Annotated in this window: 18 protein-coding genes; all 18 read right to left on the bottom strand. The window is 50.6% G+C overall.

The window, feature by feature from the left end:
• Positions 1–170 precede the first annotated feature (170 nt).
• The 18 genes from VIS48_15830 to VIS48_15745 all read right to left on the bottom strand — a co-directional run bounded on the left by VIS48_15830 (position 171) and on the right by VIS48_15745 (position 25,738).
• The gene (locus VIS48_15830; protein ID HEY9167624.1) at positions 171–1,157 is read right to left on the bottom strand and encodes an aldo/keto reductase; all 987 of its coding nucleotides are present in this window, start codon (positions 1,155–1,157) and stop codon (positions 171–173) included.
• A 55-nt stretch (positions 1,158–1,212) separates the two neighbouring features.
• Complete coding sequence (locus VIS48_15825) at positions 1,213–1,962, bottom strand: SDR family oxidoreductase (GenBank protein ID HEY9167623.1); 750 nt, start codon at positions 1,960–1,962, stop codon at positions 1,213–1,215.
• Positions 1,963–1,964: 2 nt separating this feature from the next.
• Positions 1,965–2,975, bottom strand: a complete 1,011-nt coding sequence (locus tag VIS48_15820) for an aldo/keto reductase (protein HEY9167622.1) — start codon at positions 2,973–2,975, stop codon at positions 1,965–1,967.
• Between the two features lie 45 nt (positions 2,976–3,020).
• A complete protein-coding gene (locus VIS48_15815) occupies positions 3,021–4,082 on the bottom strand; it encodes an NADH:flavin oxidoreductase/NADH oxidase (protein HEY9167621.1) in 1,062 nt (353 codons plus the stop codon).
• Between the two features lie 76 nt (positions 4,083–4,158).
• Entirely contained in the window at positions 4,159–4,869 is a 711-nt protein-coding gene (locus VIS48_15810; protein ID HEY9167620.1) for a dienelactone hydrolase family protein, read from the bottom strand.
• Between the two features lie 106 nt (positions 4,870–4,975).
• Positions 4,976–5,851, bottom strand: a complete 876-nt coding sequence (locus VIS48_15805) for an ABC transporter permease (protein HEY9167619.1) — start codon at positions 5,849–5,851, stop codon at positions 4,976–4,978.
• Positions 5,811–6,674 (bottom strand): ATP-binding cassette domain-containing protein, encoded by an 864-nt coding sequence (locus tag VIS48_15800; protein ID HEY9167618.1) that lies wholly within the window; start codon positions 6,672–6,674, stop codon positions 5,811–5,813. Before VIS48_15800 ends, VIS48_15805 begins: the two co-directional genes overlap by 41 nt.
• A gap of 23 nt (positions 6,675–6,697) precedes the next feature.
• The gene (locus VIS48_15795) at positions 6,698–7,819 is read right to left on the bottom strand and encodes a glycosyltransferase family 4 protein (GenBank protein ID HEY9167617.1); all 1,122 of its coding nucleotides are present in this window, start codon (positions 7,817–7,819) and stop codon (positions 6,698–6,700) included.
• Between the two features lie 256 nt (positions 7,820–8,075).
• Positions 8,076–9,383, bottom strand: coding sequence for a TolC family protein (locus VIS48_15790; GenBank protein ID HEY9167616.1), 1,308 nt, complete (start codon positions 9,381–9,383; stop codon positions 8,076–8,078).
• 100 nt (positions 9,384–9,483) lie between these two features.
• Positions 9,484–11,115, bottom strand: a complete 1,632-nt coding sequence (locus VIS48_15785; protein ID HEY9167615.1) for a DHA2 family efflux MFS transporter permease subunit — start codon at positions 11,113–11,115, stop codon at positions 9,484–9,486.
• Between the two features lie 37 nt (positions 11,116–11,152).
• Complete coding sequence (locus VIS48_15780; protein ID HEY9167614.1) at positions 11,153–12,769, bottom strand: DHA2 family efflux MFS transporter permease subunit; 1,617 nt, start codon at positions 12,767–12,769, stop codon at positions 11,153–11,155.
• 4 nt (positions 12,770–12,773) lie between these two features.
• Positions 12,774–13,781, bottom strand: a complete 1,008-nt coding sequence (locus tag VIS48_15775) for an HlyD family secretion protein (GenBank protein HEY9167613.1) — start codon at positions 13,779–13,781, stop codon at positions 12,774–12,776.
• A gap of 14 nt (positions 13,782–13,795) precedes the next feature.
• Complete coding sequence (locus tag VIS48_15770) at positions 13,796–14,407, bottom strand: helix-turn-helix domain-containing protein (protein HEY9167612.1); 612 nt, start codon at positions 14,405–14,407, stop codon at positions 13,796–13,798.
• Positions 14,408–14,734: 327 nt separating this feature from the next.
• A complete protein-coding gene (locus tag VIS48_15765; protein ID HEY9167611.1) occupies positions 14,735–16,024 on the bottom strand; it encodes a T9SS type A sorting domain-containing protein in 1,290 nt (429 codons plus the stop codon).
• Positions 16,025–16,086: 62 nt separating this feature from the next.
• The gene (locus tag VIS48_15760; protein HEY9167610.1) at positions 16,087–17,118 is read right to left on the bottom strand and encodes a PorV/PorQ family protein; all 1,032 of its coding nucleotides are present in this window, start codon (positions 17,116–17,118) and stop codon (positions 16,087–16,089) included.
• Positions 17,119–17,130: 12 nt separating this feature from the next.
• The gene (locus VIS48_15755) at positions 17,131–20,274 is read right to left on the bottom strand and encodes a hypothetical protein (protein ID HEY9167609.1); all 3,144 of its coding nucleotides are present in this window, start codon (positions 20,272–20,274) and stop codon (positions 17,131–17,133) included.
• A 24-nt stretch (positions 20,275–20,298) separates the two neighbouring features.
• A complete protein-coding gene (locus VIS48_15750) occupies positions 20,299–23,070 on the bottom strand; it encodes a TonB-dependent receptor (GenBank protein ID HEY9167608.1) in 2,772 nt (923 codons plus the stop codon).
• A gap of 103 nt (positions 23,071–23,173) precedes the next feature.
• Positions 23,174–25,738, bottom strand: a complete 2,565-nt coding sequence (locus VIS48_15745; GenBank protein HEY9167607.1) for a T9SS type A sorting domain-containing protein — start codon at positions 25,736–25,738, stop codon at positions 23,174–23,176.
• Positions 25,739–25,753: the final 15 nt, after the last annotated feature.

Raw genomic sequence — 25,753 nt, 5'->3', positions numbered from 1 at the left:
TTCCACCTTTCTAGAATTCTTCACGAAGCACAAAAAAGTCAAAACCGTTGAATGAATAATTTTTATTATTGATTTGCTCTATGGGCCCATACCGACCGGAGCCATACTCACTGCACGACCACTTTTTACTTTTAAGATTTACTTCTGGGTTCTGACTTTTGAAACTTGGTCTATCTGTTCACCGAATCCATTGCTGCTTCAGGATACCGAAGGCCCGCCGCTGCGCCGACAGGGATAGCATCGTTCAGTCTCTTCAGATCGTCTGACGACAATTTGACCGAAACCGCTGCAGCGTTCTCTTCGAGATATTTGATCCGTCTTGTTCCCGGGATTGGCACGATGTCATTACCCTGAGCAAGAACCCAGGCAAGGGCGAGCTGAGCGGGTGTGCACTTCTTTGCTTTCGCCATCTCTTCGATCACAGAGACGATGTTCAGATTCTTTTTTATGTTCTCTCCCTGGAACCGCGGATTGGTCCGCCTGAAATCAGTTTCATGGAGAATGTCTGTCGACTTTATGGCGCCCGTCAGGAACCCTCTTCCGAGAGGACTGTACGGAACAAGGCCGATACCCAACTCGCGGATGGTAGGGAGAATTTCCGACTCTATGTCGCGCGTCCAGAGTGAGTATTCGGTCTGGAGTGCCGCAATCCGGTGAACCTTGCTGGCGCGACGTATCGTCTGTGGAGCCGCTTCGGACATCCCCAGGAACCGGACTTTTCCTTCATCAACGAGCTTCGACATTTCTCCGATCGTATCTTCTATCGGCGTGGTCGGATCGACACGATGCTGGTAATAGAGGTCGATAGTGTCGATGCCAAGTCTTTTCAGGCTCGCCTCACAGGCTTTGCGGACATAATCCGGCTTTCCGTTGATGCCGAGCCGCTCGCCGTTCGGGCCGCGAACGTTTCCGAACTTCGTTGCGATAATCACTTTATCTCTCTGTGGTTTCAACGCTTTCCCAACAAGCTCTTCGTTGATGAAAGGACCGTACATGTCAGCCGTGTCGAAGAAATTTATACCGAGCTCGATTGCCCGGCGGATGGTTCTTACCGACTCCTCATCATTCCTGGGTCCGTAAAATTCGGACATCCCCATGCAACCGAGGCCGATGGCGGATACTTTTAAACCGGATTTGCCGAGTTCTCTCTGTTTCATTGCATGCTCCATGTGTTTTCTGTGAAGAGGCTCCGAGATTCATTTTTCTTTGTCATTAATACGAATTCCGTTCTTTGTTCCAATCTACGGCGACTATCCGTTGCGCGTTGATTCCGCCGGCTTCCTCGGAAGCAAGATAGACAGCTGGCGGTCCCATCACTGCCGGATCGATCAGTTTATTTCTCTGCACTTCGGGGAACGAGTCGGGGATCATGCCCGTATTCGTTGCCCCGCCCGGGAGGAGAAGGTTCATCGTTATCCCCGTTCCATCCAGCTCCTGAGCCCAGATCGTACTCATCGACTCGAGCGCCGCTTTGGACGGGCCGTAAGGAGTGAAGCCCCTGCGCTTCATGGTCTCCTGATTGATCGAAATGTTAATGATCCTCCCGTACTTTCTCCGGAGCATATGCGGGATAACGGCCCGGGTAATCAGATAGACGCCGTTTATGTTTGTATCAATGATCATTCGCCACAAGTCGGGATCCGATTCCCAAAACGGTTTCGGCTGCGTCATGAAATCACCATTGATGAATTTCATTCCACGTGCGGCATTGTTCACGAGGATGTCGATCCTTCCGAACTTGGAAACGACCGAGGTAAGAAGTGCCTCAACCTGGCTTTTGTCTGAAATGTCTGCAAGCACCGGTACGCCGTCAATCGCCGCGGCGACATTTTCAATTTCATTCCTGTTCCGCGCAGCCGTGACGACAACTCTGGCGCCTTCGCGGGCAAACTCCTGTGCAATTGCCTTTCCGATTCCCCTTCCGCCGCCGGTGACTATCGCCACTCTGTCTTTCAGTTTCATGGTTATCTGTCCTGCGACATTCTTTCGAGCATCCAGTACGGATAGACCCGGGGCGGTTTGCTGATTTCGTCGAGCCGAATAACTTCGTCCGGAGTCATCTCCCAATCCGTCGTCTTCAGGTTATCCACCAGCTGTTCTTTGTTCCTTGCGCCGATTATGACTGACGTGACGCCCGGCTTCCGCAGTAGGTAGTTCAGGGCTGCTTGAGTAATCGTCGCGCGGTGGCTCCCTGCAATTATTTCCAGCTCATCGACAATATCGTATCCTTTCTCCTCGTCGAACTGGAGAAACTGATTTGTAGGATTAGATCTTCTTGCTCCTTCGGGGCGAGCCTTGCCACGCCTGTATTTTCCCGTTAAGAAACCTCCGCCTAACGGGCTCCAGGGAAGAATTCCGAGCTTCTGATCCAGCGAAAGTGGAACGAGTTCGTTCTCAAGATCGCGGGCTATTAGCGAATAATGTGCCTGGAGCGTGACGAACCTTTCGAGGTTCTGTTTTTCAGAAATTGCGAGCGCTTTCATAAGCTGCCAGCCTGTGAAGTTTGATACGCCGATATACCTGACTTTTCCTTCTCTCACCAGGTCGTCAAGTGTGCGGAGAGTTTCTTCGAGCGGGGTCCGGGGATCGAAACTATGAACCTGATACAGGTCTATGTAATCTGTGCCGAGCCTTTTCAGGCTTGCGTTGCACGATTCGATTACGTGCTTGCGCGACAACCCGATATCGTTCGGACCGGGCGATGTTCGTCCTCTGACTTTCGTTGCCAGGACTATGTTATTGCGCCGCGTACCGAGAGCCTTACCCAGAATTTGCTCTGACAGCCCCTCGGAATACACGTCTGCAGTGTCGAAGAAATTGACCCCGGAGTCGATTGCCATACTCACGAGTTCGTCGGCCTCCTTCTGGCCGACCTGTCCGATATTTGTCCAATAACCTTTTCCGCCGAAAGTCATCGCACCAAAACAAATTTCGGATACTCTGACCCCGGTGTTTCCAAGAAATCTTGTTTTCATTTTTCTCTTTCCGAAAGCGACCTACGAATGTTCTGTATTCGGTTTCTATTTAGGTTTTGCCCTTAAGTATTGTGGCGGGTATGGAGGATCGTCGCCAAGAGTTTTCGCGGCATGGAGTGGGAAATACGGATCGCGAAGAAACTCCCTTGCCATTGTGATGACGTCCGCCTGTCCCGTGACAAGAATGTGTTCCGCCTGGCGCGGGTCGGTGATGAGGCCGACTGCGCTGGTCATGATCCCCGCTTCGCGCCGGATCCGTTCGGCAAAACCGGTCTGGTATCCCGGTGCAGCAGGAATTCTTGCGCCGGCGACATTCCCGCCTGATGACACGTCAATCAGGTCGACGCCGGCCTCTTTCAGCCGCCCGGCGAGTTGTATCGACTGCTCGATCTCCCAGCCGCCCTCGACCCAGTCCGTCGCAGATATCCTCACGAAAAGCGGCAGCTCTTCGGGCCAGACTTCCCTGACGGCTCTTGCGACTTCGAGAGAAAATCGTGTACGGTTTTCAAGCCTGCCGCCATACTTGTCCTTTCTCTTGTTCGAAAGCGGAGAAAGAAACTCATGAATCAGGTAACCGTGTGCCATATGAATCTCCGCTACCCGGAAACCGGAAGCGAGACTCCTGCGGGCGGCTTCTGCAAAGCAGCTCACCACCCTCTCAATATCGGCGACCGACATTTCACATGGCTGCAGGTAATTATCTGCGAACTTCACCGGGCTCGGTGCGACCGGTTCCCATCCTCCGTCGGTGACAGCACCGTCTCCCTCCCACGGCACTTTTGTCGAAGCCTTCCTCCCGGCATGCGCCAGTTGTACCCCGGGCACTGCGCCCTGTTTCGTGATGAAATCCGTTATCCTGGAAAATGCACCCACCTGTTCGTCGGACCATATCCCGAGGTCGGCGGGAGAAATTCTCCCTTCCGGCGAGACGGCGGTCGCCTCAGTCATCACCAGTCCGGCACCTCCGACTGCCCTGCTCCCGAGGTGGACCAGGTGCCAATCGTTCGGAATTCCGGCGACGGCAGAATACTGACACATTGGAGAAACGAAAATTTTATTCCTGAAATGCAATTCGCGGATTGAGATAGGGGATAATAATTTACTCATTACAACACGACCATTAATTATTTAGTCAAACCTTTAAGATAAAGAGTTTCGATCTCTGCAATTTGAATTTCGATTATTATTTAAGTTGGTACTTCAGAAATTCCAGCGTCATCGCCCATGCCTGTTTCGAAGCCTTCTCATTATAGCTTGCGCGCTGATCGCAGAAGAACCCGTGGTCTGCGTAGGAAAAAGTGATGTTGCCGAACTCCTTTCCGGCGGCACGAAGTGCATCTTCAACGGCGCGGGTGTGTTCGGGCAGGATGTGCTTGTCTAGTCCTCCCCAAAATAATAAAATCGGGCCGTGAAGATTTTTTGCGCGATCGAGTAAACCTTGTGCGATTCCACCGCCATAGAAAGACACAGCGGCTTTCAATGGTACAACTGAATCGGCGAGGAACGAGACCCTTCCGCCCATGCAGAAGCCAATTGAAGAAACGTTTTGAGAATCTGTCAGGGTATCCTTCGTCAGCCAGTCGTATGCAGCGTTAATGTCCGCTGCCAGGCCTTCGTTGGTCAACTTCGTCGTATGCACCTGCGTCGTGGCAAAATCAGTATAGCTTCCCTCAAAACCGGGGCCAGTCCGATGGAAAAGCTCCGGGGCGATTGCCGTGAAACCTTCCGTCGCGAGCCGGTCGGCGACATCGCGGATGTAGGCGTTAACACCGAATGCTTCCTGGAACACCATGATCCCGGGATGTTTTCCGGATCCGCCAGGTCGTGCGACATAAGCGGCCATTGTCGTGCCGTCTGACACTTTTAATTCAACGAAATCTTTTTTATCCGACATTTTTTCCTCCTTTAAAAACAGTAGTCAGAAGCAAGAGACAAGAGGACGGAATCAGGTTCTTGTTTCTTGTCTTTCGTTCTTCGCATCTTGCTTCCGACTTCCAGGGTTATCTCGCAACGGAGGGATAAAGCTTTGCTCCGATTGCGACGAGTACGATTATTGAAACAATTAGTGCGACAAAGTCGGTAGAAATTCCATATACACTCGTTCCACCAACCAGCATCATGGCTCTCAACGCATCAACTTCATAAGTGAGCGGGTTTATGTGCGCAATCACTTTCAGCCAGTCCGGCATGATCGAAATCGGATATATCGCGTTGCTGGCGAAGAAGAGTGGCATCGTAAGTACCTGTCCGATTCCCATGAAACGCTCGCGTGTTTTCACGATGCATGCAACTATCAAAGAAAAAGTTGAGAAGAGTGCCGCGCCTAAAATTACCGCTAGCGCGATTCCGAGAAGCGACAGCGGTTCCCACGACAGTTTTACATGCAACAGTAATGCGAGCAAGTAGATGATTACCGCCTGTGAAAGAGCTCGCACTCCGGCTGAGAGTGCTTTTCCAAGAACGAGTGCCGCCCTGGGGGTCGGACTTGCAAGAAATTTGTGAACGATGCCAAGGTCACGCTCCCAGATTATTCCGATTCCGTAAAAAATCGCCACGAATAGAACGCTCTGTGCGAGTATGCCGGGAGCCATGAAATCTAAGTAGCTAAGGTTTCCTGTAGGTATTGCTCGAACCCTCGTGAACACTTCGCCGAAGACCAGCATCCACAGCGCCGGTTGCGCAGCTCGAGTAAAAAGTTCGGTCGGATCATGCCGGAGCTTTCTTACTTCAAGCTCGGTGATCACTAAAGTTTTATTTATGAAATTTTTGATCCAACTGATCACGCCGACTTTTTCCGAAGGGAACCCGCCCTCGCGGGACGAAACAACGACCTCTTTACCCAAGCCTGCGTGCAGTACGCCTTGTCCTTCTGACATCTTTAAACCTTTCTCCTGTTTCACTGTTTTCGAGTGTGCTTCCAACGTAAAATTCGAACACTTTGTCAAGGGTAGCGCCGTCGTAGCCGATCGACGCTTTCAAATCTGATGGCGAGCCAATCGCGGCTATTTTTCCATGGTTCATTATCGCCACATTGCTACACATCGAGTCTGCTTCTTCCATATAGTGTGTTGTCATAACGACAGTCGTCCCTTGCCCGGAGAGTGCCCCGACATATTTCCATACCGTATCGCGAGCTACGGGATCGAGTCCGACTGTCGGCTCGTCTAAGAAAAGAACGTGCGGCCTGTGAAGGACCGCCTGCGCAATCTCCAGCCGCCGAATCATTCCTCCTGAATAGCTTCGCACAAGCTTGTCGGCGGAATCCGCGAGCCCCATGAAATGCAACGAATCACTTATTCGTTTTTCTCTCTCCTTTGCCGGAATATCATAGAGCTTGGCGAAAATCAGAAGATTCTCGTACGCGGTGAGACTTCCGTCGGCAGAGAGAAGTTGCGGAACGTAACCGATAACTCGCCTTACACTCGATGCCTGGCGAACAACATCGCGTCCAGCAACCAATGCCATTCCCGACGTCGGGGGTAGAAGAGTGGTTAACATCTTTATGGTCGTGGTTTTTCCCGCGCCGTTTGGGCCAACAAGTCCGAAAACTTCACCCGATCCTACAGAAAAAGAAATGGAATCGACGGCAGTAAAATCACCGAACCTCCGCGTAAGGTTTCTTACCTCAAGGACCGGATTATTGATCTTGTTGGTTTTGTTCTGTGCAATAGGCGAATTCTGTAATATTGATTCTGTCATGGCAATTGACCTAAGAATTTTCTTTAATCTTTAAAATGTTCATCCAAGTAAAAATTTTGGAGTTTCTCAACGACAGCTTGAATGCTGAATATTTCTTCAACTCGTTTTCTTCCCGCTTCTCCGAATCTTCTTCTCACTGATGAATCACGTGCGAGTTTCATAATTCCATCGGCGAGAGCCTGGTAATCTTTCGGGGGAATGAGTATTCCGGTTTCATTATCAATAACTATGTCGAGCACTCCGGCATTTCCGCTCGCGACAACGGGAACTTTCATTGCCATCGCTTCTGTGAGTGCTACGCCAAAGGATTCTTCGTGCGACGGGAATGCGAGAATGTCAAGAGCCGACATGATGCGCGGAACATCTTTGCGAAATCCCGTTAATCGCACCGCCGAATCAAGCTCAAGATCATGGACGAGATTTTTGATTTGTAATTCATATTCGTTTTCGCCGTGACTAGCGCCACCGACAATAAGGAAACGAAAATTCATCTCTGATTCTTCGGTAATTTTCTTTGCTGCTTTTAGAAATTCCTCGTGTCCTTTCCCTGGCGACATTCGTCCCGCCATTCCCACCAGGATTACGTTTTCCGGAATTTCAAGGTCTCTGCGTACAACGGTCTTGTCATACAGATTGGGATCAAATTCATCGAGTGATATCCCGGGTGGAATAATATGCACGTCGTTTTCCGGAACCGGACATGTGTTGACGACGCTTCCTTTTATGTAATTCGATATCGCAAATATTCCCTGTAGTCTTCCATAAAGAAATCGATGAAGTGGATCGTTTTTTTTAACCCCACTTGCGACGTGCTTGGTCAGAAAAAGTTTTGCATGCGACGCCGAAAGTCTCATCGCCGGTACCAGCCACCATAAATCATGTGACAGATGTGTATGCACCACGTCGTAGCTGTAGCCTTTCAGAAGCTTGCTCAGATCCTTGATCGTACTGACTGCCTGGTTATCTTTTCCAAGAAGACCGAGTGAGGGAACACCAGCGGCGTAAGCTTCTTTCAAAAGAGTCGTCCTCGGAATGCAAAGGAGACTGACTTCATGTCCGCGCTTCTGTAATTCGCGCGTAATGAGAAGCGCTTGCATTTCGAGTCCTCCCCATGAACGTGAACCGCACGATTGGAGAATCTTCACGTCAACACTCCAATGAAACGGAAAAATTGTCAATTCGAGGAGTCCCGGCTTGCGGGACGACGAGAAATCTTCTTCTGGACTCGTAAAATGTCTTGGCGGAAATATTATATGTCAGGATTTCATTACTTGGGAGAGGGAGTAAGGTTTTCCGCCCAGGATTCCTCAGCGCACTTGTCTCGACTCCATCATGACTCGTTAGGTCGGAATGACATTTATACATGCCGCACGTCGTTTTTTCTTTTAAAAAACCGGAACATTACCATACTTTTTGTCCGATTGCCTGATCAAGCTCATACCTGCTCACGACAAATTGGTACAGCGCCTGAATCTGGATAAGCTCGATCTGCGAAAGAGATGTCTCCGCGTCGAGCAAATCCAAGTTGGTAACCGTACCGGATTGATAGCGTAGTCGTGCTTGCCCGACCGCACTTTTTGCCTGCTCTACGGTTATATCCGTTGTTCTGAGCCTGTCCAAACTCGACCTCACATCGGATATTCCTTTTTGTACATCAGACTTGATTTGTTCTGCGATGCTGTTCTTGTTGTCTTCGGAGACTCGAATGTTGGCGCCTGCTTCCTCTTTCAGATTTCTCTCGCGAAAACCATCGAACAACGGGATTGCCAACTGAACACCAGCGACGAAATTTCCGCGCATCGCAGTCTCATCGGGGAAAAAACCGTTCTTCAGTCCCCACATTAGTGAGCCATTCAGTGTTGGGTTGTTAGTTGCAGAAGCAACTCTGTACTGCATTTGCGCGCTGTTCAATTGATCGTTGGCGACTTTCATCTCGATACGGCTGGTCAATGCCTGTGAAACAAGTGAATCCGTGTTGAGTGTGACAGGCTCTGCGGTGAATTCACCCGCAAGATTTGCCGGCGAATCCGGCGCAAGTCCAAGAAGCCGGCGGAAGATGACCTTCGTATTCTCCAAATTGTTCTGAAGAGTGATCTTTTCATTTTCAGAAGCAGCAACCCGTACCTGAGTTGTAAGCGCATCGAAATCGGTTGCCGTTCCGGCTTGAACTTTTTTTTGCGTCATCAGAAGGTGATCGTTTAGATTCTTTATCTCCTCGTCTTGAACTTGAATGCTCTTTTCAAGAAATAATATCGCGTAAAAAGTTTGAATTGTACGGTAAGAAAGTCCGCTCTTCACAAGTTCGAGGCGATCCTGTGCCGTGGTCACCTGGCTTGCGGCGAGGTCAACCGATCTGCTTCGTCTGTCAAAATCGTAAATCGTACCTTGAACGCCAAGATGTTCATCCCAGGCATTTAGTGGATAAAGTTGGAAGCCTTGACCACCGAACGAAATAGACGACGGCGGACCGAGACGTGCATATGTCAGATCCGCACTTGCGTTCGGATAATAACTGCTTTTGCTCACCTGCACCCCCGACTGGAAAACATCTACCGAATGTGCGGCCTGCAAGATGTCGGGATTTGTTTGAATAGCTCTTTGTATCGACGCATCGAGAGTCAATGAATCAGAAGTCACCGTTTGCGAGAATGCAGACGTCGAGGTCGACAAGAGAATGATTGACGATATTATGTAAAAACGAGATTTCATTGTTTCCACCATTATTTAAAAAATAGCTGTCAGCATTCTGTAATCAGCTTTCAGCTAAGAACTAATCGCTGGTTGCTGACGGCTGAGTGCTGGTAGCTTTTCATTCCATTGCCACAATTTTTTCACCAAGCGCTTTTTTCTTCCGGTTCCTCAGGAACAAAATCGGAATCACGCAAAGAATTGTTATCGCAGCAGCGACAAAGAAATCGTCATCGACCGCTGAGACGAAAGCTTGTAAACCTAAGTTATAACCGACAAGTGCCTGGGCTCTCATCGCGGAAACAGATGCTGTTCCTCCGACTGCTTGCTGTGCAAATCTTCCCAGGCCCAGCAGAATATTTTGTGTAATCGGCGAAGATTGAAGCACTGATTGACCGTAAATCGTAGTGTGAAAATCTGTGCGCATGGTCAGCAGCGTTCCCATCAACGCCACACCGAAGCTCCCGCCGATTTGCCGCAGGACGTTGAAAAGTCCCGAAGCCTGCGCCATTCTCTCTCTCGGTATTTCAGAAAGCGAAAGGGCACTCAGCGGCGTGAATATGAAACCCATCCCGATTCCTCTTAAGTAGAGTGAGAGCATGATGGAGGAAGTCTCCGAGAAAAGAGAAAGAAATTGGTTCACAAACAAACTCAGCGACAGCACTATTATTCCAAATAATGCGAGTATCTTGGGATTAGTCTTGTCGGAAAGTCTGCCGGCAACCGGTCCTGCGACCGCCATAATTATGCCTACCGGGAGAAATAATGAACCCGCTTGAAAAGCCGTGTAGCCGAGACCGTTCTGCAGGTAAAGCGGCAGCAAAAAGGTGCTGCCGAACATTCCCATTCCGAAAATAAATAGAACGAGATTTGCCATTCCGAAATTAAAATTTTTCAGGAGTGAAAGATCGATGAGCGGATGACGAACGTTCAGCTCGACGGCCAGGAAGACGACAAGTGCTATGAGCGAGATCGCAAAGCATGTAAGAATAAACGGAGATGTCCAGCCGCCGGTATTCCACTCTGCATTTCCGTCAGACAAAGCTATCAAAAGAGAAGTAAGAAAAGTCGAGACGGATAAAAAACCTATGATGTCGAATGACCGAGTTGTCGATGTCTTGTACTCGCGTTGAATGACAAGAGTAGCAAAGATGCCAATGAGGCCGACGGGGACGTTGATATCGAAAATGGAATGCCAGGCAAAATTATCTATCAGGTAGCCGCCGAGCGTAGGACCGAGTGACACCGAGGCAGCGGCCGCAATTCCCCAAAACCCTAAAGCGAGTCCGCGCTTTTCAGGTGGAAATTCTCTCGTGACAATTGCCATCCCGACCGGCATAAGGAATCCTCCGCCTGCCCCCTGAACTACTCGAAAAAGGATCAAGGCCGTTTCATTCCACGAGATGGAGCAGAGAAGTGAACCTAGAGTAAAAAGGGCAAGTCCCATTGTGTAAGTTCGTTTGTATCCGAAATGGTCTGCAATCCATCCGGAAGTCGGAAGGATAACCGCAAACACGAGAAGATATGCGGTTGCAACCCATTTCACCGTATCGATTCCAATGCCGAATGTTGCCATAATTTTGGCAAGTGAGACGTCGACGATCGTGGAATCGAGGACGACCATGAATGTCCCCATCATCACGTTTACGAGAACCCACCATTTATATGATGGATGCTCGTGATGAGGAATACCAAGTCCGGCTGAAAGGGACGAGGGGTTCTTATCTGGAATAATACTTTTATTTTTGATCATAGAGGCATCTCATGTTGGTTCTTAGGTTCATCAATGTTCAATCCACCGCTATTGTTTTCTCTCCGCTGTGGTTCGAGTACTTTTTCCGGCGAAGAAAAAATATCGGCACGAGGCAAGCTATCGTAATTCCGCCGGCAACGAGAAAATCGTCGTTTACGGCAGATACAAACGCCTGCTGCATTACATGGTTGATAATTAAAGCCTTACCGCGAACATCGCATTGATACATCGAACCCCCAACGACATGCTGCGAGAAATGTTCAAGATTATACATGGCATTCTTGAAAGCCGGAGAATATTCGTCCACAGCATTGCCGTACGTTGTGCTATGGAAACTGACCCTGCGCGTAAGCAAAGTTCCGAAGAGCGCGACACCGAAACTTCCGCCAACCTGCCGAATAACATTAAACAATCCCGACGCTTGTGCCATCTTGTGTCTCGGAACATTTGTAAGAGCGAGGGTACTCAACGGAGTGAACATCATCCCCATCGCGAATCCTCTCAGGTAAAGAGGGAGCATAATTTGTGCATGCATGGAAAAGAGCGAGAGGAAATAATTCAAATACAGGCTTATGCCGAGAAGAACGATCCCGACTGCCGCGGGAATTCTCGCGTCCACTTTGTCGGAAGCATAACCTGCGATGGGAGCCATTATACCTTGAAGTATCCCCACTGGCAAAAAAACCAACCCTGCCTGAAATGGAGTATAGTTCAGTGAGTTCTGAAGATACAACGGCATAAGGAATGTGCTTCCGAACATCCCGAGTCCGAAGATAAAAAGAATTATGTTTGTAATTCCGAAATTGAAATCCCTCAGGAGCTTCAGCTCTATCAACGGATGCTTCACACTGAATTCCACAAGCAAAAACGTTATCAGTCCAATTCCTGAAAGGATAAAGCATGTCGTGATGAATGTAGAAGTCCAGCCTCCCGTGTTCCACGCAGCATTCCCATCAGCCAATGCGAGAAGCAGAAAAGTCAGGAAAACCGAAACGGATACAAACCCTATAAAGTCAAATTTGCGCGAATGCTCTGTTCTGTATTCACGCTGGATGACCATTGTCGCGAAGATTCCGACCAACCCCACCGGGACATTAACATAAAACATTTCATGCCACGAAAAATTGTCGATGAGATATCCGCCGATCAAAGGGCCGAAGGAAACCGATGCTGCCGCGGCAACCGACCAGAAGCCGAGTGCGATCCCGCGCCTCTCAGGAGGAAACTCGCGGGTCACGATTGCCATGCCGACCGGCATCAGACAGCCTGCGCCCGCACCCTGGATGACACGGAATGCGATAAGGACATTCTCGTTCCATGCTATTCCACACAGTAATGACCCGGTCGTAAAAAGTGATAGCGCAAGAAGATATGTACGCTTGTACCCGAAATGATCTGCTATCCAACCGGAGGTCGGAAGCATGACGGCGAGCGCAAGCATGTAGGCAGTCGCAACCCATTCGATTTTGTCGATGGTGACTCCGAAAGCAGCCATAAGCGTCGGCAGGCCGACATTGACTATAGATGCGTCGAGAACAGCCATGAAAGTCCCGATCATCACGTTCCCCAACACGAGCCACTTGTAAAATTCGTGCGTGTGGTGGAGAACCGATGTTTGACCGCTTGGCGATGCCGCGTTTAATGCGAGTGTCATTTTCTCACTTGATCTTTACCGATACCTCAACCGACATTCCCGGTCTTAATACCGGCTTCGATCCGTCGCTCGCCGGAGGATCTACCATGGAGATCTTAACCGGAACCCGCTGAGTAACTTTCGTGAAATTACCGGATGCGTTGTTCGGGGGAATGAGAGAAAATTCCGACGCAGTATAGTTCCCGATTTCGAAAACCTTACCGTTGAACTTAACACCCGGATAAGTATCGACGTCGATCTCAACCGGATCGTTCAAATGGATATGACTCAATTTTGTTTCCTCAAGATTCGCCGTGACCCAGATATTTTTCAAATCATAAATTGTGAAAACTGGCTGGCCGGGTTGAATGACATCTCCGGTAAGGACCCATCTTTTCGCAACCACGCCGCTCATGGGCGCAGCTATGATCGCGTTCTGGAGCTGCGATTCAATGACCCCGATTTGAGCTTTTGCAGAAGAAATTTTTGATAAGTCGATGTTGTACTGTGCCTGGGCCGCTTCGAGAGCTTTCTGCGCGTGATCATATTGTTCCTTGGTTACTATTCCACCCTTGTACTGGACCTCGGAGCGGTTAAAGTCGTCTTGTGCGCGGTTGATGTTGACCTGGTCCAGCGGGAGACTTTGTTGTGCGAGTTCAAGGCCTGCTTTTGCAGAAGCCTCCTGAGCACGTAGATCGTTGTCGTCCAACCTCACGAGAACTTGACCGGCGTTCACCGTATCGCCCTCGTCCGTGCCCAAGAACACGATTCGACCGAGCATCTTCGTGCTTATGGAGACGCTGTTCGCATCCACGTAAGCATCATCGGTAGAAACGTAATCCTGCATGTTCATGTATAAATACAGTCCGCCGACCGCGACTATCGTCAGGACAGCAAGGATTGGAATTATAACCCGCTTCCGTTTGAACAGCGGCACTTCATCTATGTCTTCGTCTCCGCCATTCTCAGCAGCCTTATAATTCCTTAAAGCTTCCTGATTGATGTCCTTGTTATCTTTTCCTTTTGCGTCCATTTACGTGGTTCCTTTTATTTGCTCTTTCTGATTCCGTTAAGAATAATCTCAACGATTTCTTTCGTCGCCTGTTCAAGCAGACTAAAGGTCTCGTCGTCGAGGTTACGTTGAAGTTTGTGAAGATACCAGCTTCTTGGTCCGTAGAGCATCTGCATAATTGCTCCAGCGGATTGCTGAAGATTTGAGATTGCGAATTCTCCGTTTTTCTTCCCGAGTTGGAGTATCCGCTGAAGTGATTTCACTTCCTGTTGCTGAAATTCCTTGTACATTTCAAGAGTCGATGCTCTCATCTCGCCCTGTTGTTGGAAACCTAGTGCCCGCAGGTTGGCGAGGCTCCTGAAATGCTCAATGCGTCTCGCCGCATATCTCCTCAGCATGTCGGCCGCGGATGTTTCTTCTCCCGTCATAGTTTCGACGTCGGCGAAGAACTGGGTCTTCTCCTGTTTCACCACTTCCTCAAAAAGAATTTCTTTCGTGGGAAAGTAGTAATACAAAGACGCTTTCCCCATGCCTACGTCGGCGGCAATTTCGTCCATCGTGACTTTGGAAAACCCGTAGTAAGCGAACCTTTTCCGGGCCGCGTCAAGAATAACCGCCTGCTTCTCTGTTGAAAGTTGTTCTGCCATTTTCGTCGTCTTTCAATCCTTTCGACCGTTTCAGTAAACCAGTCGAAATATACAACACGAATGTTAGTCTTACAAGTTCCCGGCGGAGACTTGTCGTGTCACGGTGCTCAACGTGTTTGATTTCGCGTTGAAAACAGCGATTCGGAGCATTTGGGAATCGGGTTCGGGATTGAGGCAAAACAAAGAACCCGTCCCGGCTTCAGGCTACCGGGACGGGCCAAGTCATTAGGGAGCTGTTTCCCTAATGGATGGTTCTGCATCTATTTCATCGAAGGAGCAAAGATGTCGGAGCTGTGTTATTGAATGTTCCGGAAAAAGAGGAGGTCGTCATTTCATTAAGACCATCTTCTTCGATGAAGTATAATCTCCAATTCTGATTTGGTAAACGTAAACGCCGCTTGAAAGATGTGAGGCGTCGAACATCACCTCGTGCGTCCCGGGAGGCTTTATTCCATCGACCAGGGTGGCGACAACCTTCCCTAGCATGTCGAACACTCTCAGCGTCACACGAGCTGGCGCGGCGAGTTGATAAACGATCTTCGTCGCCGGATTGAAAGGGTTCGGGTAATTCTGATAGAGCTTGAAAGAGTTCGCTACATCGCCTTTCCACCTGTCGTTGACGGCGGTGATGATCTCAGCAAGCGGCCTGGACCATACCTCGCCGTTCAGCGACCCGGCGAATATTTTCGAGCCGTTCACGGCAAAACAATAAATGTAGCCGTCAGTCAGGCCTGTATCGACCTTCATCCAGGATTCGCCGTTATTGGCAGAAACGAAAACGCCATCCCCCGAGGTGCCTAGAATCAGATTGGGATGAATCACCACGAATGTATTGATGTACGAAGTAGTCAGGCCGGAATCCTTCAGTGTCCAGCTGAATCCTCCATCGCCGCTTTTATACACTCCTTCCGTATTTCCCATATAGACTGAAGGGCCGTCCGTGACAATTGAATTAACAAAGAGATTATTTATTCCGAGATTGCTCTGCGTCCAGGATTGCCCATGATCGTCGGAGAAGAAGACTCCGTCTCCCCATGTGCCCGCGAAGAGCCGAATTCCGCCGACTGCCAGTGTACGGACAAATGGATTGTCAAGTCCTCTCACTATCTGCGACCATGTAGCACCCTGGTCGGAGGAGATATACGCGCCCCCTCCCCACGTGCCCGCGACGATTTCGGAATCGATGAGGGTCATCGCGAAGATGTTCGTGTCCGCGAGCGTCGCCCCCGCTCTTCTCCAGTGTGTGCCGTTGTCTGATGTGAAATATATACCGCTTCCGTGTCCATAGCCGCCGTAAGAAATGTTGGCCAGATTGCCGTAAGCACCGACATAAACTGAACCGCTCACGGTGACTATCGCTGTGATGTCCGAGTTCGTCATTCCCGAATCGACAAGGACCCATGTCCCTCCGTTGTCAACGGAATAATAGAGGTTCCCCCCGAGAGTACCGGCATAGATGCTCGAACCATCCGCGGCAAGCGCGTTCACTCTGCCGGGCAGTGCGCCATGACCGTAAGGGGGCGCCGGGAGTACGGTCTTCGTCCATTGGGCTACAGCTGCAGACGAGAGAAGGACGATTACGCCCGATAAGATTCCAAGATGTAAATTCTTTTTCATATTCGTGATCCGTGTTTCTTTAATAAACGTTACACTTTTAGGACAAGTCCGGATCATCCTTCTTAGAATTTGATCCCGACTGTAAATTTCTGGATGTATGTCAATCGGCCGAAATCCTCATACGCGTAATCGAGTGCGATCGCGACATTTCCGAACATCACCTGTTTTAATCCGAATCCAAGTGTGTACGACTCTTCCGAGTTGCTCAAGAACATCGACTTGTAGCCTCCCCTGATGGAGACAATGTCGTCGAAGACATATTCTCCTCCGACGTCAACGCTCTCATAGTTGTCGCTGGGATGAAGTGCATCGATGTCGATAGTAAACTTATGCAGGTTGGTAGAGATCGGGCTGTAAGCCACGCCGACCCGAAATGTCAGCGGCAACGACCACGAGTCGGTCCCTAGATATGCAGGTATCTTCCCGTTGTTGCCGATGGTCGACAGGTCCGGATCGTATGTCACGAGGAGCGACCCTCCCTGCATTTGCATCTTCGTGCCGAAATTCGATATCGACATTCCCAGTATGATCCCTTCGAAAGGAGTCCTGTACAAGACTCCGAGATCCATCGCTAATCCTGTCGCGCTCGCTTCCCAGATCGACTGGTAGACGACTTTCGGATTGAATCCTATCGCAAAATCGTTCGTGAGATTGATTCCGTATCCCAGACTGAACGCGATGTCGGTGGCTGTAAAAATCTGTCCGGTTCCTTCGGGGTTATCGACCGTCGTGACTTTCATGTCTCCGTACGAAGAGGAAGTGAAGCTGACTCCCACCGTTCCGATACTCCCGAGGTTATAAGAGGCGGCGAGAAAATTATATCCGACTTGCGCGAGCCAGTTCGTATGATCGAACATGATGCCGACCCCGTCGATTCTCGCCAACCCGGCAGGGTTCCAATAGAAGGCGCTCTCGTCGTTTGCGATCGCGACGAACGCGCTTCCCATGGACGTCGCCCTTGCTCCCTGGCTGATTTCAAGAAACGGGGCGGCGGTAGTACCTCTCTTCGAGACGTTCGAGATGAAGCCCTGGCAAAACGCCGCGGAAGAGATCAAGACCAAAGCCGACAGACAATATATGATTCTTAATTTCATCTCTTATCTCCACTATTTGATTACGGCGAACTTGCCAATGAAATTGCCTATACCGGGTGCATCCACGTGAAAAATGTATACGCCATACGCTATGTCCATGCCGTCGTCCGAAACCAGGTCCCACGTTATCGCGCCTCCGCTGTTAAGATTCGACTCGTTCTTGTACAGAGTCTTCACCAGCGCGCCAGACATCGTATAAATCCTGATAGTACATTTTGCCGGAAGATTAATGAAGTCTATCTCACGTGCGCCCCGGCCGGTGGGATAAAGCGACCTCGGCTCCCACGAAGCCGTTGAGATATACGGGTTCGGGACAACTGAAATCTTCGACAGATCGTGACTTGCCACGGTATTGCTCACCGACATCGCTTTAGTTGAGAAAGCGAAATAGTCTCCGTTCGCGAAGGGACGATCGGTATGAATTATGAACTTGTCGCCCGACTTCGGATATACAGGGGGGATCGCTGGATTCGGCGGACCCTGGTAATGAATCTCCCACAACTTTGAGTCCGGCTTGCCGGCCACGAGACTTTTAGTCATGATGATATCATCGCCGAGCGTGAGCGAACTTGAAAGGTCGTTGTCGACAACTACAGATTTCATCTTCTCGCCGCTGTTAAGATCGGTGATGATGTAGTTGACGGGCATCGTACCGGTCGAGGAAAGTACGGTATCGACAGGCTGATCGAAGAATGCCATCTCAAAATCAGACGGCCATGCGATGCCGCTCGGATATCGGATGACTGAAAGATTCAGGTTGCTCCTGCTGCCGTACCAGCCTGTCAGCGAATCGTCCACTGAAACAGTTGTGTCGTTACGGAAAGAAAAGACCATCCCGTCGAAAGGCGCACTAAAGATGCTGCCCCCGAAAACGGTAGCGTCGACGTTGCTCTCGAGCGTGTCGACTGAACCGTTATTGATCCTGCAGACAGAGTATGATGTCGTACGGTAAGTTGGGAGCGTGCCCTGCGCGGAGAAAATTATCTTATATTGGGCGCCCTGTATTATCGCAGACGGATCCAGGACCTGTGAACTGATCGACCCTGTTCCGATTCCGCTGGCGACTTTATTGGTGTTTCCCACGATTTGAGGAGGTATATATCCCGCGACGCTGGCATTTGGGACGACTACGGCGCAATTCTGGTCGACGAACGTGATCGTGCCGGAATAATCCTGAGTGATGATCTTCGAGCATTCTGTCGGCTGCAGCCCGGTCACGACACCCGCTACGGTGGTGTACGCCGAATCGCCTTCGGAATAAGAGCAGACAGCGTAATAATATGTTTTGCCGTTCTCGACTGTGGTGTCGACGTACGAATGTTGGAGCCCGGTATTGCTCCCTCGCCAGAAGCGTGCGCCGTTGATGCCTATCGGGTCGGGTCCCATTATCGTATCGACGATGTCGAATTGCGCAATTGGCTTCCAGTAAACAGGCTCGCCCTGCGAATCCGTGATAAGTTTATCGTCTTCGAATTGCGCGTCTTCGCTCCTGTATACAGTGTAGCCCTCGAAAGTTTTCTTATATCCCTGGCGCGGGTCATCGCTCTGGAATCCCAGGAAGGAATCACGAAACTGTTCCGCCCTGTTGTCCCAGTACAGGAAAACCTTTCTGTCACCTGCGACTGCGTGGACAATAGGTTTGTATGGAGGCTTCGAGAAATTATAATTAGCATTGTAAATCTGCTGCACCGTTCCTTTGTGCTGCAGGACCTGATTGAGATCGTTGCCCATGATCAGAGCCATCGAGAATCTTTCCCTCAATCCTTTTCCCAGAATGAACGGTCCTGACGCAAAGACCATCTGAATGTTTGTATTCGCAACGGATGTGTCGACGAAACCGTTGTTCATCGATTTCCACATCACGTTATCGTTTTTAGGCCACATTCCGGTCGGACCTTTGTCTGCAAGCGTGCCTAGCGTAACCGCGGTCAGACCGATCTGGTCGGACTCATCCTTGTCGGTTGCGTCGAAGTGCGGCTCACCGTGCGTGGGGAGCCCGTCGCCCTCTCCGATGTCAGGGCCGGTGTAATCGAGATCCCACGGTCCCAATCCGTCGGCACCCACATCGTCATTCAACGGCTCGTTCAGATCCCACTTGCCGTTGCCGTTGAGGTCGGTGTACGGCACCCAGTTGTGGTTGTTGTCGATGTTGTCGTCTCTTCTCTCGTCGATCATGCCGTCACGATCATTGTCGACGCCGTCAAAAGGATTGCCGGGGCTTTCCAGGTAAGCGAATCCGAGGTAACCGGTTTTCCAGTTGCCGGGATTTCCCAATCCTGACGGCGCCCAGGTATACGCGACGTTTAGCGAAGTATTGTAGTACGCGCTATTTGCCGGCTCCGTGGAGCTGGCGCCACCGACTCCAGGGTCCGCGTAGAATCCGAACGCGGTGCTGTCATAGGTGTGGTCCGATATATTCACGATGTCGTAATGCCAGAAGATGACATCCTCGGCGAGCACATGCGACCACTGGAACCCGCGCACTTCAACTCGCAACCCGAGTCCGCCTCTGCTTGAATCGCTCGCAAGCGGGTAATAGTTGAATGGTGGTAGCGTAAACTTCTTATCGCCCGCATCGTCCATCACGAAGAAAGTTTCGAAGTCGGCGTTCGACACGCCCTTTCCGAAATAGCCGTACCATTTCCCATTCCAGGAGGGATCGAGACCGAGCGCCGGCGGCCAGACGGGTGGAAGTGAGTTGTTGTAATTTCCGTTCGCATCGACCGCAGGACTGGTACCGCTCGGATTAGCATAGCCAGGCACCGGTTCAAGTCCCCACGGGACTCCTGTCACAGGATCGGAACTATACTGCTCCCTGTAAGCAGATACAAGAGGAGTGATCCGAAGACCGGACGGAGTCGTGACTCGGGCGCCTATAAGTACCGCTGTCCCGTCGAGATAATTGTGGCCTGACCCGGCAGGCCACTCGATTGACGGAAAGAACTGCCAGAATCCAATCTCGCCATAATTATAATAAAGAGTGTTTATCCTGTTGCCGACCATTGTCCCCTGTCTCCTGTACCTGTAATTGCCGAGAGAGTCGGCTCGGTAAAGTGGAACTCGCGGATCCTCCTGGCCTATGTCGATCTGGGCCTGAGCAAAATCGGAGAGGGATCCGATCAGCAGAAGAAATGTGACGAGTAATCTGCCTTTCATTCTATAAGCTCCTGATTCAGTATTCTAGAAATCGAGACTGCAGCCGATACGGACCGAACGCGGCGCAGAGTAACTTGATGGATCGTTTATATATTGCTGCAAAGTATTCAAACCTATTATCGTCCCGGCGCTGGTGATATCCTGCTGCAGATAATCGTTCGCGCGGCCGGTCGCGGCATTCACGTTGTATTCGTTCTTGATGTCGAGGACATTATACACGAGCGCGAACAAGTTAGCGTTGAGGCCACCGGCTATCCTGAATGACTTCTGTGCGCGAAGGTCGACGTTGTATGTCGGTGGCTTCACGCCGTTGTTATCGAAGAGAAGCCCCTGCGAAATCCGAACGTCTTCGGTGTACGGGAATCCCGAGCCGTAATTGAAGATCAAGCCGATCGACCAGTCGTCTGCCTTTCCTAAGTCCGCCTCTATATTCAAAGTATTACGCTGGTCCCAATCGAGCGGAACGAAGATCTTGTTTGTCTCGATCGGTGGAGAGGTTTGATTATTATAAAACACTGACATGGGATCAGACGCATCGCCTTCTGCAATCTGGAATGTGTAATCCACTTTCAGGCTGAAAAGCTCGGAGAATCTTTTATCAAGCGTGACGATAAACCCTTTGACGTTTGCGTAATCTCTGTTGATGTACCGCCCGTAGTTGACACCCTGGTACGTGTTGATGATCTCCATGCCGAGCCAGTTTCGGATATCCCTGTCATATACGGTGAAATCAAGAGACAGGTCGGAAGAAAGCGCCTGCTGCAGTCCGATCTCGTACATCACGGTCTTCTGTGCATTAAGGTCCGGATTCCCCATCACGCTCGCGAGTCCGCCGGTTTCGAGGACAAGCTCTCCAGGGTTGTCATACAGGTTTGAGAAACTTGGTATCTGGAAGAAGTGACCGTAGGAGAAGTGTATGATCCCGTTGTCGGTGATAGGAAAGGAGATGCCGAGCCTCGGACTGAGCTGGGTTTTCGCCGTTGCCTCAACCATCTTGCCGGCATTGGGGAAGTTCGGATCGCGGAGTGGGTTTTTTAGGTCGTAAAGGTATTGTGTGTTCGGCTTAAAATAGTCGAAGCGTAGACCGATATTGACGATCATGATATCGTATTCCGCCTTGTCCTGGACATAAGCGGCGAACTGTGTCGGGTATTTAGTGTAAGCCTGGTTGCCTGCTACATCCTGGTTGCTTATCGCTCCAAGCTGCAGATATATAGGGGTGTAGACACTATCGATTCCTGTTCCAGACGTGGGACTCACCAGATTGTATTCGTGATCGTAAAGTTTGTACCAGTCGAGTTCGAGTCCAGCACCCAGCTGGTGGTGATTTGAGACTTGATCGCTGAATTGCCACTGCAGTATGCTTTCGATCGTTTCACGTTCGTATCTTCCCGATTGTTGTCCGCCGGATTGAAATGTGTAATTCGACAGTGGCCCTCCCTGGTTGGGATCGACATATCGGGGGTCATATGGGTTCTCGTAGACGTAGCCTTTGTAATCGTACCGGTTAACAGCAAACTTGAGCGACTGGAAAACTTCTTGTGAGGGAACGTTTGTGATTTGGATATTGTGAATCCAATTGGTCATGTAATTATTCATCAGACCGTCAGGTGTCCATGCCCATGCGCGACTATAATACTTGTTCCAGGTATCGTTGTAGAATATTCCATAGGACAGTTTCAGTCCGGGGAATGAATATGAGAGCTTTCCGTCAACGGAAAGCAATCGCGACGGGTTCATGGGTACGTAAGCAGAATCCCCCGAATGGGGCATGATGTAAATCGGATTATTGTTCTGATCGAGTATCGCATTCCCGCTCGGGTCGGTAAGCTCGAAGGGTGTGATGTCCGTTGTCCTGTAAATCCTCGTGCCGTAAAGGTAGCCCGGATCGGAAAAGTATCTGCCGGCAGTGAAGAAAGTCAGGTTATCAGAAATTATCGATGGACCACCGAGTGTGAATTCGTAGTCCCTCGTCCTGAATGTCGTGAGTCTTCCGACGTTCGGGAAGAGAGACGTATGTGTAGTGACGTAGTCGCCTGTGTATGCAGATGCCGAGCCGTGGAAACTCTCGCCGCCGTCCTTGGTGACTATGTTGACGATGCCGGACATCGCCTGCCCGTATTCGGCGTTGAATGTTCCGCTTATAACCTCCATTTCCCTGATGGAAGAATTCTCCATCTGGAGGGGAAGCGAACCGTTGAACGGATCCGTTACCGGCAATCCGTCGACGAGGTACGCGACTTCGTCCGATCGTCCGCCCCTGAAATGTCCACCGACGACTCCCGCCTGCAAGCCGATGATTTGCACAACATTCTCTACTGGCATCTTGCTTATATCGCTTGCCGAGACGGTGACTGCGGTCGAAGTCAGATCTTTCTGGACAAGCGGACGCTCAGCGGTAATGACGACTTCCTGCGTGTTGACTGCCTTCTGTTCCAGCTTCCGATCCAGCGTAAATGTCAGATCGATTTTGATGGGAACCTGGTTGACGGTGACTTTCTGGTAACCGACAGCGCTGATGACGACCGTGTATTCACCGGGCGGGATATAGTCGACGTAGTAATAGCCGTTCAGGTCAGTTGCGGCACCGAGCGACGTCCCCTGTATCATTATGCTCGCGCCGACCACCGCATCCCCCGTCTGGGAATCTGTAATCCTGCCGGCAAGCTTGCCTGTCGTTCCGGCAAGCGAGATGCTCGAAAGCCCTGCGCAGATCAGCGGGACAATCAGAAGGCGCCGGACACAAAATGTAAAATTTTTCAGGCGGATCACATTCGCTATGTAACGATCACTCATGGTCATTTTCCCCGAATGGTAAAATGTACGATCATCGAATGTACTCGACTAAAATGAGAAGGGCCCACCCCTCACTCGAGAGGCGGGCCGCTGCTCAAAAGAATTACTTAATCATCATCATTTTCTTTACACTCCGGAAGGAGCCGGCTTTGACCTCATAGAAATAAATGCCGCTGGCATATTTCGATGCGTCAAACGTGACCGTGTAGCTCCCTGCGGTCTGGAAGCGATCGACAAGAGTCGTGACCTTCTCGCCCAATACATTGAACACCGTCAAGGTGACCTGGCCGGACCTCATCAGCGAATACTTGATGGTAGTGGTCGGATTGAACGGGTTCGGATAATTCTGCGAGAGCTCATAGGTGTTCGGAGTTGCGTTTGGTTTCACTCCGACAACCATCTGGTCCCCGACCCAGGTAAACGACCACAAGCTTACATTTGCGTATGAATTACCCTGCGCAATCGGCGAATAGTCAAGCTGTCCATCTCTTTGAGTCGCGCCTGAACTCACGCTGCTCAGCTCGATATCGAACGGAATTCTCTGTCCGACAAGCGGTAGAAACACGCTGTCCGTTCCGGTGTAACCACCATGTCTCTTGTGCGCAATATCGGCCCATGACACCTTCACTTCGAAGTTGTACCCATCGAGCGGATCAGGAACCAGCCTTTGTGCCCAGTAGTAGTTGGTGCCCGGAAGAACGAGCGAATCGGTTCCGTTATTGTCTACGATCACCCGATCCTCTGCAAATCTGAAGTGGTAATCGGGCTGCGGTCCACCCTGAAGACCGCTGTGAGGTGCTCCATGATAGTCATAAAGACCGAGGAACAGATCGGTCGAAGTGTTAAACCAGGAAGATTGACTCGCGGTGAACACAATGTTATTGGTGTTGATGTGGCCGGCCACGTACAGGTAGGTCTTGTCCATTGCCACATAGATATCGCCGGAGCTCACATCATCGCCCGATATCTTACTGTTGGATACCGGCGTGCCGCTGCCGTCGCTGACATAGAGTCTGAACGGTGTAATCCCCGCACTCTTCCATTCGGCGAGATTACCGTCCGCCACGAAGTTGAAGGGCGAACTGAGTTTCCATAAAGGAGCAATTGTGGGTACGCCCTTCGCGGTATTCGAATAGGATGTGCTCGAAGCCGCGACATTGCCGAGAAGTCCATCACTGCTCTTGCACACGACTGCATAGTAATACTGCACCGTCTGATTGGTCTTAGGCGACATGAGAAGGTGGGTGTACGAATCCGTCCCATGTGCAATCCCTGTCGCCGCGACATCAACGATCGACGTGTCGACCGTCGTTATCGGGGTTGTGGAATAGTAGACGTTATATGTCTCGTTAGTCTGATTCGGGACGTCGTTCCAGCTTATGATATTCGTGTAATTCGAATTCGTCACGACTGCGAGACCGGTTACCGCAACCGGTGGTACAGGATGGGGTGGATTGCCGGTCCAGATGTCGGACATCCACACGTTCTTTCCCGCCTTTCCATCCTGCGCGGACATGATCTGCCATACCGCGACGTTTGCCGGATTGAAGTCTCCGGGATTTGTATCCTGGCGCCAAGTAATATCGCGGAGCGCGATTACGTACTGGTGCCAGTTACCATCCTGGATCACATTGAAGTCGGCTCTGACCTTAGCACTCCCGTCCTCAAACTGGACGCTCATCGAGTCGACGCCGGTATCGGCTTTCATATAGAACTTCAGACTGTCGACAGGCCAGCCGCCCGAGAGGTTGAACGCCGGGGCAACATTATACCCCCAACCGTTCCAGCCGTTGCTCCATTGATCTCCCATGACCCAATGGAGTGAATTTGTGTTCGGGAATGGACCGTTCTTCGTTTCAGTAGCGACGCTGGCATTCCCCCAGGTGAATATAGAAAGGTTGGCAGGAGTTGCTATTCCGTTGAAGACCACGAACGGAACGGGCTTGTTGCCTGTCCTGTCGAAGCCGGCGAACTTGACTTCAAGCGAATCCAGGGGAACATTCGAATAGCCCGCAGGCGGATTCGGGTTAAGGACGGTCGTGGTGGTTACCATGACAATGTTCCACCCGATGATGTTTGCAAGATCCAGTTTGTGGTTGTTCCATGTAAATCCGCCCCAGCCGTAAGGAGCTTCAACGAATCCGCTGTCGGCAGGTACGACCGTACCACCTTGCGAATTGATTTCATGCAGCGGGACCTTAAGCTGGACCCAGCTGCCGGTGTTGTCGAGCAGCAGATCATTCTGGTAGATATAAGTTTCGGACGGATCGGAGGCCTGATCCTGGTCGACGATTTGAATTCTAAAAGACATGTACTCGGGGTGGAGCGGAGCCTTCACGACTTTCACCCACAGCCTCAGCGTATCGCTGGAGCTCAAGTCCATGTACTGCCCTGACGGCAGCCTGTAGATAAGCTGCGCAAAGCTCCCCCATGCGTGAAGCGAGTCGATCTTTGTCTTAATATCGAGCGAGGAAATGAAACCGGCTGGTTTGTCCGCCGCATCCTGAGCCCAGACAAATGTGCTCGCGCCTCCTTCAACGTTCGCGACCCACACGAAATTCGGATCGGAAGCGATGCCGCTCAAACTGTCTATCATGGCCTCCTGCGCGTAAACTGCAGTAGACCAGGCGACGACAGCAAAGAGAACGGGTAACACGATCCTTTTCACAACATCATCTCCATT

The organism is Candidatus Kryptoniota bacterium, assembly GCA_036567965.1.
GTDB lineage: Bacteria > Bacteroidota > Ignavibacteria > Kryptoniales > JAKASW01 > JAKASW01.
This window is presented reverse-complemented; position numbering and strand designations above follow the sequence as displayed.